Source organism: Kitasatospora sp. NPDC057015, from assembly GCF_042673745.1.
GTDB lineage: Bacteria > Actinomycetota > Actinomycetes > Streptomycetales > Streptomycetaceae > Kitasatospora.
Genome location: NZ_JBHUSG010000037.1, coordinates 52,099 through 64,802 on the forward strand (window position 1 = coordinate 52,099; position 12,704 = coordinate 64,802).

The window sequence follows — 12,704 nt, forward strand, 5'->3', positions numbered from 1 at the left end:
ATCCCCCGTGCGAGCTACCGGAGCTGTCCCGGTGCGGGTGATTCGCGGACGCCGACGGATTCCTAACGTGGTCGTCAGGTCGGCGCAGGCCCGACCACGACAGGGGAGGCACCATGGGTACGACGTCCGCCACACCGCACGACACACCGCACGACACCCCGCACGACACCCCGCACGGCACACCGCACGAGACCGGCTCCGGCCTGGACGAGGACCGCGACGGACGCGGCGGCCGGTTCGGCCGGATCGTGCACGCTCCGCTCGGCTGGATGCTGGTGGGGGCGGTGGGTGTCGCTCTGGTCTCGGGCCTGACGGCGACCGGGCCCGGCCCGGTGCCGGTGCTGGGTGCGGCTGCCGCGGTGGCCGTGTACCGGTCGGTCATGCACCGCGCGGCACGACGCTCCACGCCGGAGACCGCCCGGCGCGGGGCCGGCCGGGCGGCGCTGCTCGGCGGCGGGATCGGCCTGGGCTTCATCCTCGTCTCGGCCCTCCTGATCACGCTGTTCGGAGGCTACTCGTTCTCCTGGGCGGGCAGCGACGTCCTGTCGGTCGTGTGGACCGCGGTCATGGTGCAGATCGGTGCCGCGGTCACCGAGGAACTGCTGTTCCGTGCCCTTGCCCTGCAGGCCCTGGAGCAACTGTGGGGCAGTCGGGCCGCCCTCGTGATCACCTCGCTGTTCTTCGGTGTCGCCCACCTGGGCGCCCCGGGGGCGAACGCGTGGAGCGGACTGGCGATCGCCCTGGAGGCGGGGGGCCTGCTCGGGGCCGCCTTCCTGTGGCGGCGTAGCATCTGGTTCGTCGCGGGGCTGCATTTCACCTGGAACACCGCGGAGCAACTGCTCGGCATCCCGGTCTCCGGACACACCCCCGAGGGCCTTTTCACCGTCGACGTCCACGGGTCCGCCCTCCTGACCGGCGGAAGCTTCGGCCTGGAGGCGTCGATGATCCCCGTCCTCAGCGCCTTGGCCCTCGCCGTCCCGATGCTCGTCCTCGCTCACCGCAACGGTGGGATGAAGACCCGCCGACGCGCAGGCCACTGAGACGGACTCACTGGAGGAAACGGACATGACGTCCCGTCAGGCATCCTGGAGCCTTCCGCTGCTCCGGGCGCCGCTCGACCGGTGGCAGGAGCGGGATGTCCTCCTCAAGGACGGCGTCCTCGCCCTGGCACTCACCCTGGCGGCCTTCGTGCCGACCCTGTCCGGCATCGGTGCGCAGATCGGCGACCTTCCCGAGCGGCCGGCGAACGCGCTGGGCGTCGGGCTGGTTCTGGCCCACACCCTGCCGCTGGCGGTTCGCCGCAGGTGGCCCGCGGCCTGTCTGGCCGTCGTCGCGTGCGCGTTCGCCGTGCATCAGGCACTGGGTTTCGCGACGACGTTCGCGAGCGTGGGACTGTATCTGGCCCTGTACTCCGCCGGGGCCCATCAGGTCCGCTTCCGCCGCGGCCTGGCCGCCGTGGTGGGTGCGGGCTACGCCGTGCTGGCCGTCGTCCTGGACCACCTCGGTTCACCGCAGTCCGTACCCGACTATCTCGTGTTCTCCCTCATCCTGGCCGCGGTCCGGCTGCTGGGAAGCACGGTGCGCAGGCGGCGGACGGAAGAGGCGCGGCGACGGCGGCTGGCTGCCGAGACGGCCACCACCGCCGAGCGGGCGCGGATCGCCCGCGAACTGCACGACGTGGTCACCCATCACGTGACGGCCATGGTGATCCAGGCCGACGCGGCGCAGTTCCTGCTCACGTCCGCGCCCGAACGCGCCGCAGCGGGACTGGTGGCCGTCAGCGACACCGGCCGTCGGGCGCTGACCGAACTGCGCCACCTGCTCGACGTCCTGGAGGCGACCGGCGAGTCGGCGCCCGCGGACCCGGCGCCCGCGGACCGGGCACCCACCCTCGGGCGGGTGGGGGACCTGGTCGAGCGGGCCCGCAGGTCGGGTCAGCCGGTCGAGTTCAGTGAGCAGGGCGAGCGGCGGCCGCAGAGCGTGGACGTGGAACTGGCCGCGTACCGGGTGGTGCAGGAGACGCTCACCAACGCCCTCAAGCACGCGGCCGGCGAGCCGACCCGCGTCCTGCTCCGGTACGGCGACGAGCACCTCGGGATCGAGGTGGCCACGGACGGACCCGTCGCCGCACCGGCCGCGCGGAAACCCGGCCCTGCGGGCGGACGGGGGCTGGCCGGGCTGCGTGCACGGGTGCGGATGCTCGATGGTCAACTGGAGGCCGGCCCCCGGCCCGAGGGCGGGTTCGAGGTCCGCGCCACGATTCCGGCCAAGACCCTTCAGGAGTGATCCCGTGAGTGATGAACCGTCACCGATCCGCGTGCTCGTCTGCGACGACCAGGCACTGGTGCGGACCGGCTACGTCACCATCTTCTCCGCGCAGCCCGACATGGAGGTCGTGGGGGAGGCCGAGAACGGCCACGAGGCGGTTCAGGCCGCGCGGCGGCTGCGCCCGGACGTGGTCGTGATGGACATTCGGATGCCCCTGCTCGACGGCATTCAGGCGACACGGCACCTGGCGGGTCCCGAGGCCGAAGGCACGGTGAAGGTCCTGGTCGTCACCACGTTCAACGTCGACGCCTACGTCTACGACGCGTTGCGCGCCGGAGCGAGCGGCTTCCTCCTCAAGGACGCGCCCGCGGCGGAGCTGGTCAACGGCATCCGGACGGTCGCCCGCGGCGAGGCCCTGCTGGCACCCGCCGTCACCCGCCACCTCATCGGCCACTTCGCCCAGCACCTGCGACCGGCCGGCACCTCCCGGACGGCCAGGGCGGACGTCGTGCGGGTGTTGACCCCCCGCGAGCTGGAAGTGCTGCAACTGATCGCCGAGGGGCTGTCGAACGCGGAGATCGCTGCGGCGATGTTCATCACCCCCGAGACCGTCAAGACCTATGTGTCGCGAATCCTGGCGAAACTCGGCCTGCGCGACCGCGTCCAGGCGGTCGTCCTCGCCTACCGGATCGGACTCGTGCCCGGCATGTCGTGAACCGGCACGGCCGGGTGACCGTCTCCCCGGCCGAGGCGTTGCCCTCCGCGGGTGCGCCCGGCCGCGCAACCCGTCCTGCGGACCACATCGGCCGGCTGTGACGGTCCGGCCCGGGCGGGGCACCCGTGGTCACTCGCCCTGGCCGGCGCTTCCGATCGGGCCGACCTTCACCGGGGATCCGCTGCCTTCCGTGACGGGCAGTGAACCGGTGCCCGGCCAGGGCAGGGTGACCGACTGGGTCTCGTCCGGCGGGGTCACCACCAGGCCGGTGATCCGGACGCCGGAGCCGCCCGAGGTGTTGACCGGGCAGAGGATGCCGAAGTACGTCGACTTGCCGTTCTTCACGACGCCGGTGACGACCGGCTCGCCGGTGCGCTTCGCGGACAGTGTGCCCGCGGAGGTCTTCAGGTCGACGCCCGCGTACCCGGAGAGCGTGCAGTCCTTGCCGCTGTGGTTCTTCAGCTCGACCACGACGGTGTTGTCGGGGTCGCCGCTGATGGTGCGGTCCGCGGCGGTGATGGTCAGGTCCGCGGTCCGGCACTTGGTGCTCTGCCCGGCGGCGGTGGAGCCGGCCGGTGCGGCGGCGGGCGGCGTGCTGCCCTTCCCCGGAGCGCTGGACGCCGGAGCGCCGGTCGCCGGAGCGTTGGTCGCGGGACCGCCGCTGGGGGAGGCGCCGGTGGGCGCGGTCGGAGCGGCGGTCGGGGCGCCCTGTGCGGTGCCCGTCTCGTCGTCCTGGCAGGCGGTGAGCGAGAGGGCGGCTGCGACGGCCAGGGCGGTGAGGGTGATCTTGTGGACGCGCACGGTGTGTTCCTCCAGATTGGGCGGGCGGGGCCCGGTGCTCGGTGCGAGCGGGTTTCCGAAGACCAGGACCGCCCGCCCGGACGAACCGTTGCGCCCGGGCCGCCCCCAGGACAGGGCTGTTACACGGACCGTCGGCATCCACCCGCGCCGTCGCCCGCCGTGCCGGGCGCACACCGCCGCCGACCTGCTCGGACGCCGGGCCGCATCATCACCGCGCACCGCCGACGCCGTCGCCGACCGCCGGGACAGACCCGTGACCCGGACGACCTTGACCACAGAGCGCGCCGGCACGACGGTCACGCCGGTACGACGCGCTCGGTCACAGTCCCAGCGCCGGCCGAGCAGCCAAGCTGAGTAGCTGTCACATCTTTTGCGGGCGTGCCGGGTTGAAGGTGTGTCGAGCCGACTCCGCCCGAAGGCGGCGCAGCCCGTCGGCAGAGGACTGACCAAACGTCAGACACCAGCGACGTGCCGTCTCACGGGAGGCGACCACCTCGTGCTGGAGAGTCGGTTCCCCGGTGTCCGCGGAACGACGGCGGGAAGCGGAGGCACAACCTCACGCAGGGCGAGGTGAGTTCCGCCGGGCACCGGTGACCCTTGTACAGCGGCGATCCGCACTCCACGACAGGCCCGTCCCAGCCACATCCAATGCGGAGATCATCTCGCTCCTCGAGCAACGTGACGGCACCCTTGGGACACGATCGGGATATTTCCCGCACGAGCCGGTGATCAAGCAGCTCTTACGATGGGGGCCTTCGACATAAGGAAGTTGGAAGATACATGCGCTCGCACATCGTTCCCCTCGCACTCGCAGTCACCGCACTCGCGGTCACGGCCACCGCCTGCGGCCCGGAGAACAGTGGCCCGGCCTCCGCCGAGGGGGCCGCTCCGACGAGCGCTGCCGCCGCGTCGACCGCTCCCTCGACGGCCACGGCCACGGCCACGCCGACGGCCGCGGCGGCCAAGTCGGCGGATCCCAAGCCCTCCACCTCTGGTTCGGGCGACAAGAGCGGATCCGGCCAGGCCTGCCGCGCCAACGACCTCACGTTCAGCGCGAAGCTGGAGACCCAGGCCGGCGGCTACATCCTGGTCTCCGCCAAGGCCAAGCCCGGCATCACCTGCGTCCTGTCCGGCGAGCACCCGGTCATCGCCTTCGGATCGGGCGGCATCGAGGCCGCCAACGCCGAGCAGGCCGTGGGTCGGCCGATCACGCTCAGCGGCTCCGCGATCGCCTATGCGGGGATCAACCCGAAGAGCACCAAGGACAACCAGGCCGTGGAGTTCAAGGACGTCATCATCGGCATCGGCAATGCGGACCCGAACCCTGTGAGCATTCCTGTCGGCGCCGTCAGGGTCGACAAGCCGATCGTCACCAACTGGCACACCAATGCGAAGGATTCCGTCCCCGGCGTCTGATCTCGAATCCGCCGGGTCGGTACGGTCAGCGGCCCTGTCGAAGCGCCGCTGCGTGCGGAGGCGGAAACCATGGTCGAGGATCTACGGGAGAACGCAGGCGCCTTCGCATCGCCGTTTGACGTCGTGCCTCGAACAGGCGATGTCTGTGCCCCGCCGTAGGGTGCGGGCATGACTGAGACCTTCGACCTTCACGCCCGGCTGTCTGGAGCTTTGCACAGCCGTGCGGAAGCCTGGCGATTCGTCGCCGACTTCGCGGCCTCCTGGCAGCAGCCGCTCCAGGCGGGAGACGGATGGAGCGTGGCGGAGGTCGAGGCAGCCGAGCGGCGCCTGGGCTTGGTTCTGCCCGTGGCGCTTCGTGAGGCCCAGCTGCTTCTCGGGCGCCGGACCGACCTCACCAGTAATCACGACACCTTGCTCAAGCCCGATGAGTTGCATGTGGTCGACGGTGCCCTCGTGTACCGGGTGGAGAATCAGGGCGCTGCCTCCTGGGGCATCCTGCTGGCCGACCTGGACGGTGATGATCCCGGCACCGTGATGCGTCCCGATCTCGCCGACGAGTCGCAGGAGCGGTGGGAGGCCTGGGAGTCGAGCCTGACGGTGGCCTGCATCGAGATGGTCATGTCCGAGACGGTGCTTTTCGGGGGCGGGTTCACCGACTTCCTGGACGCGGGCGCCGAGGAGGCCGGTGTGGTGGGGCGGTTCCGGGAACTTCCGGTTGTGGGACGCGACGTGCGATGGTTCGCCGACGCCGATGTCCTGATCCGCGAGGTGGACGGCAGCTGCCTGAACGTCCGGGCCCGGACGGAGAAGGCCCTGGACCAGTTGCGTGACTCGGTGCCCGGGGACTGGCTGGAAGGCTGATCGCTCGAACGGCATCGGTGGGGCTTTGCCGGCGTCACCCCCATGGGGGTCCGGCGGACGCCGAGGCGCGTGTCATCGAGCACGTGGGCGGTAGGGAGCCCGGCTGTCCCCGAGGGGATCCGGGCCAGGCCGCCGGACGACCGACCTGTCATGGGGCAGCGCCAGTGCGCCGCGATGTGCGGGTGCCGCGCCACGAAGGTCACCACCTCCCACGACCAGGTCGCGCCCGCCGCGGGGAGCGAGACCCTAGGCGTTGGACGGTCTTCCGCCGACAGCGGGTCGACCTGGACGACCGGGCCCCGTGGCGCTCACCGACCCGAGGCCTCCGAGCCGCTGCCCGGGACGAGAGCCTCGGAAGGCGGCCCCCAGCCCGGTCGGAAGGGCTCCCCGGGCTTGAGGGAGCTCCAGGCGGCCGGGCAGTCGGGCAGTCGGCCGGTCGGGGCGCCGGACCGGCTGCTCACTCGCGAAGCTACGCCGTTCGCGTGCATTTCGAGCCCGGTTCTCCCGACCCTGCCGTGGCACCCGTCCGAGGCGTGGTTGGGTCGTCGGCATGAGCAAGAGTGAGGCAGAGGCCCTGTTCGGCAACCGGTTCCTGACGGTACCTGCTCCCTCGGAGACCTTTCCCGAGAATGGCATGACCGCGACGGACGCCATGAGGCTGGTGGACGTGGACCTCGCGATGGAGGGCGATCCGCAGCGCAACCTCGCGACGTTCGTCACCACCTGGATGGAGCCGGAGGCGCAGCGGATCATCGCGGAGAACCTCCACCGCAACTTCATCGATCACGCGGAGTACCCCATCTCCGCCGAGATCGAGCAGCGTTGCGTGCGGATGCTCGCCGACCTCTTCCACGCGCCGGGGAAGACCGCCGGGTGCCGGACCCAGGGCTCGTCCGAAGCGATCATGCTCGGTGCGCTGTCGCTGAAGTGGAAGTGGCGGGAGCGCCGCCAGGCGGCCGGCCTGTCGGTCGAGCGGCCCAACCTGGTCTTCGGCGGTGATGTCCATGTCGTGTGGGAGAAGTTCTGCCGCTACTTCGACGTCGAGCCGCGGATCGTGCCGCTCGCCGAGAACAAGTACACGATCGGCCCGGAGGACGTGGAGCCCCACCTCGACGAGAACACGATCGGTGTCGTCGCCGTCGTCGGTACCACGTTCACCGGGCACATGGACGACGTCGTCGGGATCGACGGGCTTCTGCGGGAGATCCGTACGAAGCGGGACCTCGACATCCCGATCCATGTCGACGGTGCCAGCGGCGGCTTCGTGTGGCCGTTCCTCTACCCCGATTCGAAGTGGGACTTCCGGCTCGAACAGGTTCGTTCGATCAACGTCTCGGGGCACAAGTACGGCCTGGTCTACCCCGGCATCGGCTGGCTGGTCTTCCGTGAGGAGTCCGACCTGGCCAAGGATCTCGTGTTCTACGAGAACTACCTGGGCAAGACCGACGCGACGTTCACCCTGAACTTCTCGACGGGCGCTTCGATGGTGCTCGCGCAGTACTACAACTTCGTGCGACTGGGCCGCCAGGGCTACACCTACGTCATGGAGACGATGCAGGCCAACGCCCGCGCGCTGGCGGACAACCTGCGTGACAGCGGCCGTTTCGAGGTGATCGGCAGCGGTCTCGAACAGCTGCCGCTGGTCGCCTTCCGCCTCGCGGGCAAGCACTCGTACGACGAGTCGGACATCGCCTGGCAGCTCGCGGCCGAGCGCGGCTGGATGGTGCCGGCGTACACCCTCCCGCCCAACGCGCAGCGGGTGAAGATCCTTCGCGCCCTGGCCAAGGAGACCCTGAGCCGTGAGCAGATCGAGCGCCTGACCAGCGACATCGCCGACGCGTGTGCCACCTTGGACCACAAGGGCGCGACCCATGACGTCGAGCGGGCCCAGATCAAGCGCGGCACCGGCTACTGACGCCGCAACCCGGTCTGCGGTGCCGCCGAAGTCGCTCCTGCCGGCGAGGAGCGACGGTTGCCGCATGAACGCCCGCAGCAGATCCGCACCCTGCGAGCCCTGGCCGGGGTGCAGGAACGCTTGCGCTCGCGCCCCCTGCGAGCACGCCCACAGGTGGGCCCGTCTCCCAGAATGGATGCGTATGCCAGCCGGACCGGCGGCCGAGAGCCGCGCAGCCCCGCAGGACCCGCTCGCCATCGTCCGCAGCCGCAGCTACCTCCTGCTGCTGGTGATGGCGGCGGTGCTGGGCGTCCCGATCTCGGCCGTGGCGTACGGCTTCCTCGCCCTCGTCTCCGAACTCCAGTCCCTGGTCTACAACGACCTGCCCAAGGGCCTCGGCTTCAGCGGGACACCGAACTGGTGGGCCGTGCCCGTGCTCGCCGTTTCCGGTGTGCTCGTCGCCCTGACCATCCGCCACCTGCCGGGCAGGGGAGGACACGAGCCGGCCGAAGGGCTCAAGACCGGCGGCACCCCGTCGGCGGCGGCGGTACCCGGAGTCGCCCTCGCCGCGATCGCCTCGCTCAGCCTCGGCGTCGTCCTCGGCCCGGAAGCCCCGCTCATCGCCCTCGGCGGCGGACTGGCTGTCGGCGCGATCCGGTTGGTGAAACGGAACGCCCCTCCCACCGCCGTCGCCGTCGTCGGCGCGGCGGGCAGCTTCGCGGCGATCAGCGAACTCCTCGGCTCACCCGTACTCGGGGCGTTCCTGCTCATGGAGGCCTCCGGCCTGGCCGGGCCGATGCTCGGCGTGGTGCTGGTGCCCGGGCTGCTCGCCGCGGGCGTCGGCTCGCTCATCTTCACCGGCCTGGACTCCTGGACCGGCCTGGGCACCTACTCCCTGTCACTTTCCCAGGTACCGCCCGCCGACCGGCCGACCCTCGCCGCGTTCGGCTGGGCCGTCCTCGCCGGCCTCGCCGCCGCGATCCTCGGCGAGGCGATCCGCCGCAGCGCCCTGCGCGTGCAGCCACACGTCGAGCGGCGCAGGTTGCCGCTCACGGTCCTGATGGGCGTTCTCGTCGGAGTGCTCGCCCTGCTCTACACCACCGTCACCGGAAAGCCCCTCTCCGGAGTGCTGTACTCGGGCGAGAGCACCATGGGCCCCCTGCTCGCCGACCACGCCGCCTACTCCGTGGGCACGCTGGTCCTCCTCGTGGTGCTCAAATCACTCGCCTACAGCGCCTCGCTCAGTGCCTTCCGCGGTGGTCCGGTCTTCCCGTCCCTGTTCGTGGGCGGCGCGGGCGGACTGGCCCTGTCCCACTTCCCCGGTCTCGACACGACCACGGGCTTCGCGATCGGGGTGGGCGCGCTGGGTGTGGCCATGCTGAAGCTGCCGATGACCTGTGTCCTGCTGGCCACCGTGCTGCTCGGCTCCCAGGGGCTGACCGTGATGCCGCTGGTGATCGTCGCCGTGGTCGTCTCGTACGTGCTGACTCTTCGACTCGCGCGGCCGGCCACCCCGCCCGCCACCGACCAGCAGCCCACCGGGCGGACCGCCCCCTGACGTCCGCGCGCCGGCGGCCGCCCACCGTCAGGACGGACCGCCCGAGGTCCTTTCCAGGACCTCCTCGCTGTCCGGGCCGGAGCCACGGAGCGTCACCGAAACCGCGATCACGAATCCTCGTCGCTGACGTGCTCCGCCAAGGCGTCCCGAGCCGGCTGCTCCAGTCCTTCGAGCCGAGCGAGCACCTCCAGGGACTGCCGGAGGTCGGCCTCGAAGAGGACGGGATTGCTCTGGGCGAGGGCGCGGCGGATCACGACTGCTTCCTCGATGGCGGTGAGGCTCTCCTCCCGCCGGCCGGCGTCGCCCAGCTGGTTGGACAGGGTGTCGAGAGCCATGGCGAGGTTGGGCAGGTGGGCGTCGGGGTTGGCTTCGGCGAGGGCGCGGAAGTGGTCGGTGGCTTCCAGGGCGGCGGCGAGGCTCTCCTCCCTTCGGCCCGCGTCGCCCAGCTGGTTGGACAGGGTGTCGAGAGCCTGGGCCAGGTTGGGCAGGTGGGCGTCGGGGTTGGCTTCGGCGAGGGCGCGGAGGTCGGTGGCCTCCTGGACGGCGGCGAGGCCCTCCTCCCGCCGGCCCACCTCACCGAGTTGGACGGAGAGGTTGTTGAGGGCAAGGGCGAGGTTGGGCAGGTGGGCGTCGGGGTCGGCTTCGGCCAAGGCACGGAGGCGGCCGGCGGCTTCCTGAGCGGCCGCCACGCCTTCCTTCCGTCGGCCCACCTCATTGAGCCCGAGGGAGAGGTTGTTCAGGGCGCTGGCGAGGCGGGGCAGGTGGGCGCCGGGGTCGGCTTGGGCGAGGACGCGGAAGTGGTCGGTGGCTTCCTGGACGGCGGCCAGGCCCTCCTCCCACCGGCCCGTTTCACCGAGCCGGAGCGACAGGACGTTGAGGGCCGTGGCGAGGCCGGTCAGGTGGGCGTCCGGGTCGGCTTCGGCCAGGGTACGGCGGATCGCGAGGGCTTCCTGGACGGCGGCCAGACCCTCGTCCCACCGGCCCGTCTCACCGAGCCGGAGCGACAGGTTGTTCAGAGCCGTGGCCAGGTTGGCCAGGTGCGCGTCGGGGTCGGTTTCGGCGAGCGTGCGGTGGTGCTGGACGAGCCGCTGGGCGAGGCGGGTGGCTGTGGGGGCGAGGCGGTGACTGGTACTCGGGAGGAGGTTGTAAAGATCGTCGAGCCGGACGGCGGGCTCGGCGGCGATGGCGTCGAGCGCGTCGATGAGGGGCTGGGGGTGGTTGGTGCGGGTTGCCGTGCTGATGATGAGAGGGGTGAGTAGCCGGTGGTGGCGGACGCAGAGTTCGGTGAGCCGGTTGTCGAGGCGGTTCTGGAAGACGGTGTGGGCGGCGGCGCGGCTGTAGACGGTGAGGAGCCGTCCGGTCCGGGTGTCGTCGGCACCGTCCACGAGGTGGTCGGCGAGGCGGGGATCGGCTTCGAGGGTGCGGCCGATGTGGCGTTCAGCGAGGCGGTCGGGTTGGAGTGCCCCCCAGGGCTGCCCGTCGGGATCGATGACCGTCGTGGGGTAGAGGGCGGCGAGCCACGCGGTGACCTGATCGCGGCGGTCGCGCGGCTGGTCGGTGAGCGCCGGCACGTGCTGCCACAGCACGTCGGCGTGTTCGCGATCGTCGGCGCCGGTCAGGTGGGCTGCGGCGAGCGCGGTCTTCAGGGTGTCCATGCTCAGACCCGGGCTGATGCCGCGCACGGTGGCGCTGCTCAGCCAGTAGCGGCTCTCGTGGCCGAGGAGCCGGTCCTCGACATCCTGCGCGGCCTTGGTGCGGTGCGCCGGTTCGGACCGGGTGGTGTCGAGGAGGTCGGCGAGGGCGGTCATGTGGAGGGTGAGCGCGTTGCCGTAGGCGTCCTGGGCCAACCCCTGCGGCGAGGGAAGGGCCGCGGCGGCTGCGGCCCACTCGTGGCCGGTGAGGCCGTCGACGAGCGGGAGCTCGGCGGCGAGGGCCCGGGCGGCGTCGCGGTAGTGGCCGGCCCGCCGGTCGGGGTCGTCCTCCAACGGGGCGAGGCGGTGGGTTCGGGCAGTGGTGAGGTGGTCCTCGGCCAGACGGGTGGCGATTCGGGCCTGCTCCCACCAGTCGCCGGCGGTTCGGGCGAGGAGGAGGAGCTTGAACGCGCTGGTGCCGGGGTGTTCGGCGGCGGCTTCGACGAGGGCGGTGAGTTGGTGGGTGCGCGTCTCGGCGTAGTCGAGGACGACCAGCAGCGACCGGGCCGCGCTCCGCAACGGCCGGAGCTGTTCCGGGGTGGCCGCGGCGCGCGGCCACAGCACCGTCCAACCGTCGGCGGTGAGCCGGCGGCCCAGGTGGTGGGCGAGGCGCGTCTTGCCCTGCCCGCCCGGGCCGTGCAGGAGCCACGCCCCGAACCCGCCCAGCGCGCACCAGGCCCGCAGTTCGGCGAGGAGGTCCTCGCGGCCGTGGAACGGCACCACCTGGCGGCCCGCCTCCAGCAGCGCGGCCGGTGTGGCCGGGGGGCGGAGCGCGGCCGGACCGTGGGCCGGGTCGGTGAGGTGCTGGAACTCCACCGCCTCCAGGCCTTCGACAGGGCCGTCGCAGTACCGGGCGAGCGCGGTGCGGAAGGCGGGGTCGTGGAGCAGGACGTAGGCGGGGACGACGTTGAGGCGGCCGTGGGCGGAGCGCGCCCGGTCGGCCGCGACGACGCCGGTCACGACGGTGCCGCAGTACACGGCCGCGCCGGACAGCCCGCCCCACGGCGAGGTACCCTCGGCCGGCCAGTGCGGGGGGTGCTGGTCGAGATCCATGACGTACTGGCTGTTGACGAAGCCGGTGCCGGGGTTGATCCGGCCCGCCAGCTGCTCGGCCTCCACCGCCAGCCGGGGGCGCTGGGCCTCGTCCGGCACCCCCCACGTCTCGCAGACGGCGCCGGGGCGGGTGGTGACCAGGCGGCCCCACCGGACCGGCGCCGCGGGCGGCCGCCAGTGCGGGGAGTCGTCGACGAGCACGAGCGCCGCGTCGTCCCGCTCCCTCGGTGTGCCGGCCCAGACCACCGTCCCGCCCGCGGTGCCGCCGCCGGCCGGATGGAAGACCGTCACCCTGCTCCCGGCGGGGCCGGTGACGTGGGCGGAGGTGAGGACGAGTCGGCCGCCGACCGCGTACCCCGATCCCGGTCCGCCCGTCCCGGTCACCGCTGCAAGACGTTGCTGTTCCACCCCTGGCCCCCGACCACCCTGTTCGTTTCCCGAGCCCGG

Annotated in this window: 9 protein-coding genes; 7 read left to right on the forward strand and 2 right to left on the reverse strand. The window is 71.9% G+C overall.

What is annotated here, in order from left to right; genetic code table 11:
• The first annotated feature begins 113 nt into the window (after positions 1-113).
• From ACFTWP_RS28585 to ACFTWP_RS28595, 3 genes are read left to right on the forward strand one after another with little or no spacing between them, the layout of a single operon-like run.
• Positions 114-1,040 (forward strand): CPBP family intramembrane glutamic endopeptidase, encoded by a 927-nt coding sequence (locus ACFTWP_RS28585; protein ID WP_380267776.1) that lies wholly within the window; start codon positions 114-116, stop codon positions 1,038-1,040.
• A 25-nt stretch (positions 1,041-1,065) separates the two neighbouring features.
• A complete protein-coding gene (locus ACFTWP_RS28590) occupies positions 1,066-2,286 on the forward strand; it encodes a sensor histidine kinase (protein WP_380267777.1) in 1,221 nt (406 codons plus the stop codon).
• A 4-nt stretch (positions 2,287-2,290) separates the two neighbouring features.
• Complete coding sequence (locus ACFTWP_RS28595; protein ID WP_380267778.1) at positions 2,291-2,983, forward strand: response regulator; 693 nt, start codon at positions 2,291-2,293, stop codon at positions 2,981-2,983.
• Positions 2,984-3,112: 129 nt separating this feature from the next.
• Here ACFTWP_RS28595 and ACFTWP_RS28600 read toward each other — a convergent pair whose 3' ends face one another.
• Positions 3,113-3,784, reverse strand: a complete 672-nt coding sequence (locus tag ACFTWP_RS28600; RefSeq protein WP_380267779.1) for a DUF4232 domain-containing protein — start codon at positions 3,782-3,784, stop codon at positions 3,113-3,115.
• Between the two features lie 780 nt (positions 3,785-4,564).
• On the opposite strand from ACFTWP_RS28600, the gene ACFTWP_RS28605 reads away from it, so the two are divergent.
• The 4 genes from ACFTWP_RS28605 (at position 4,565) to ACFTWP_RS28620 (ending at position 9,513) form a co-directional block, all read left to right on the forward strand.
• Complete coding sequence (locus ACFTWP_RS28605; protein WP_380267780.1) at positions 4,565-5,200, forward strand: hypothetical protein; 636 nt, start codon at positions 4,565-4,567, stop codon at positions 5,198-5,200.
• 168 nt (positions 5,201-5,368) lie between these two features.
• Positions 5,369-6,061, forward strand: coding sequence for an SMI1/KNR4 family protein (locus ACFTWP_RS28610; RefSeq protein ID WP_380267781.1), 693 nt, complete (start codon positions 5,369-5,371; stop codon positions 6,059-6,061).
• A 550-nt stretch (positions 6,062-6,611) separates the two neighbouring features.
• A complete protein-coding gene (locus ACFTWP_RS28615; RefSeq protein WP_380267782.1) occupies positions 6,612-7,976 on the forward strand; it encodes a glutamate decarboxylase in 1,365 nt (454 codons plus the stop codon).
• A 181-nt stretch (positions 7,977-8,157) separates the two neighbouring features.
• The gene (locus tag ACFTWP_RS28620) at positions 8,158-9,513 is read left to right on the forward strand and encodes a chloride channel protein (RefSeq protein WP_380267784.1); all 1,356 of its coding nucleotides are present in this window, start codon (positions 8,158-8,160) and stop codon (positions 9,511-9,513) included.
• Positions 9,514-9,620: 107 nt separating this feature from the next.
• Here the strand turns inward: ACFTWP_RS28620 and ACFTWP_RS28625 are convergent, their stop codons facing one another.
• Complete coding sequence (locus tag ACFTWP_RS28625; protein ID WP_380267785.1) at positions 9,621-12,665, reverse strand: tetratricopeptide repeat protein; 3,045 nt, start codon at positions 12,663-12,665, stop codon at positions 9,621-9,623.
• Between the last annotated feature and the right edge of the window lie 39 nt (positions 12,666-12,704).

Bases quoted from the DNA above. Each gene is read 5' to 3' on its own strand.
- ACFTWP_RS28615 (WP_380267782.1), top strand. From the start codon at position 6,612: ATGAGCAAGAGTGAGGCAGAGGCCCTGTTCGGCAACCGGTTCCTGACG.
- ACFTWP_RS28605 (WP_380267780.1), top strand. From the start codon at position 4,565: ATGCGCTCGCACATCGTTCCCCTCGCACTCGCAGTCACCGCACTCGCG.
- ACFTWP_RS28590 (WP_380267777.1), top strand. From the start codon at position 1,066: ATGACGTCCCGTCAGGCATCCTGGAGCCTTCCGCTGCTCCGGGCGCCG.
- ACFTWP_RS28585 (WP_380267776.1), top strand. From the start codon at position 114: ATGGGTACGACGTCCGCCACACCGCACGACACACCGCACGACACCCCG.
- ACFTWP_RS28610 (WP_380267781.1), top strand. From the start codon at position 5,369: ATGACTGAGACCTTCGACCTTCACGCCCGGCTGTCTGGAGCTTTGCAC.
- ACFTWP_RS28620 (WP_380267784.1), top strand. From the start codon at position 8,158: ATGCCAGCCGGACCGGCGGCCGAGAGCCGCGCAGCCCCGCAGGACCCG.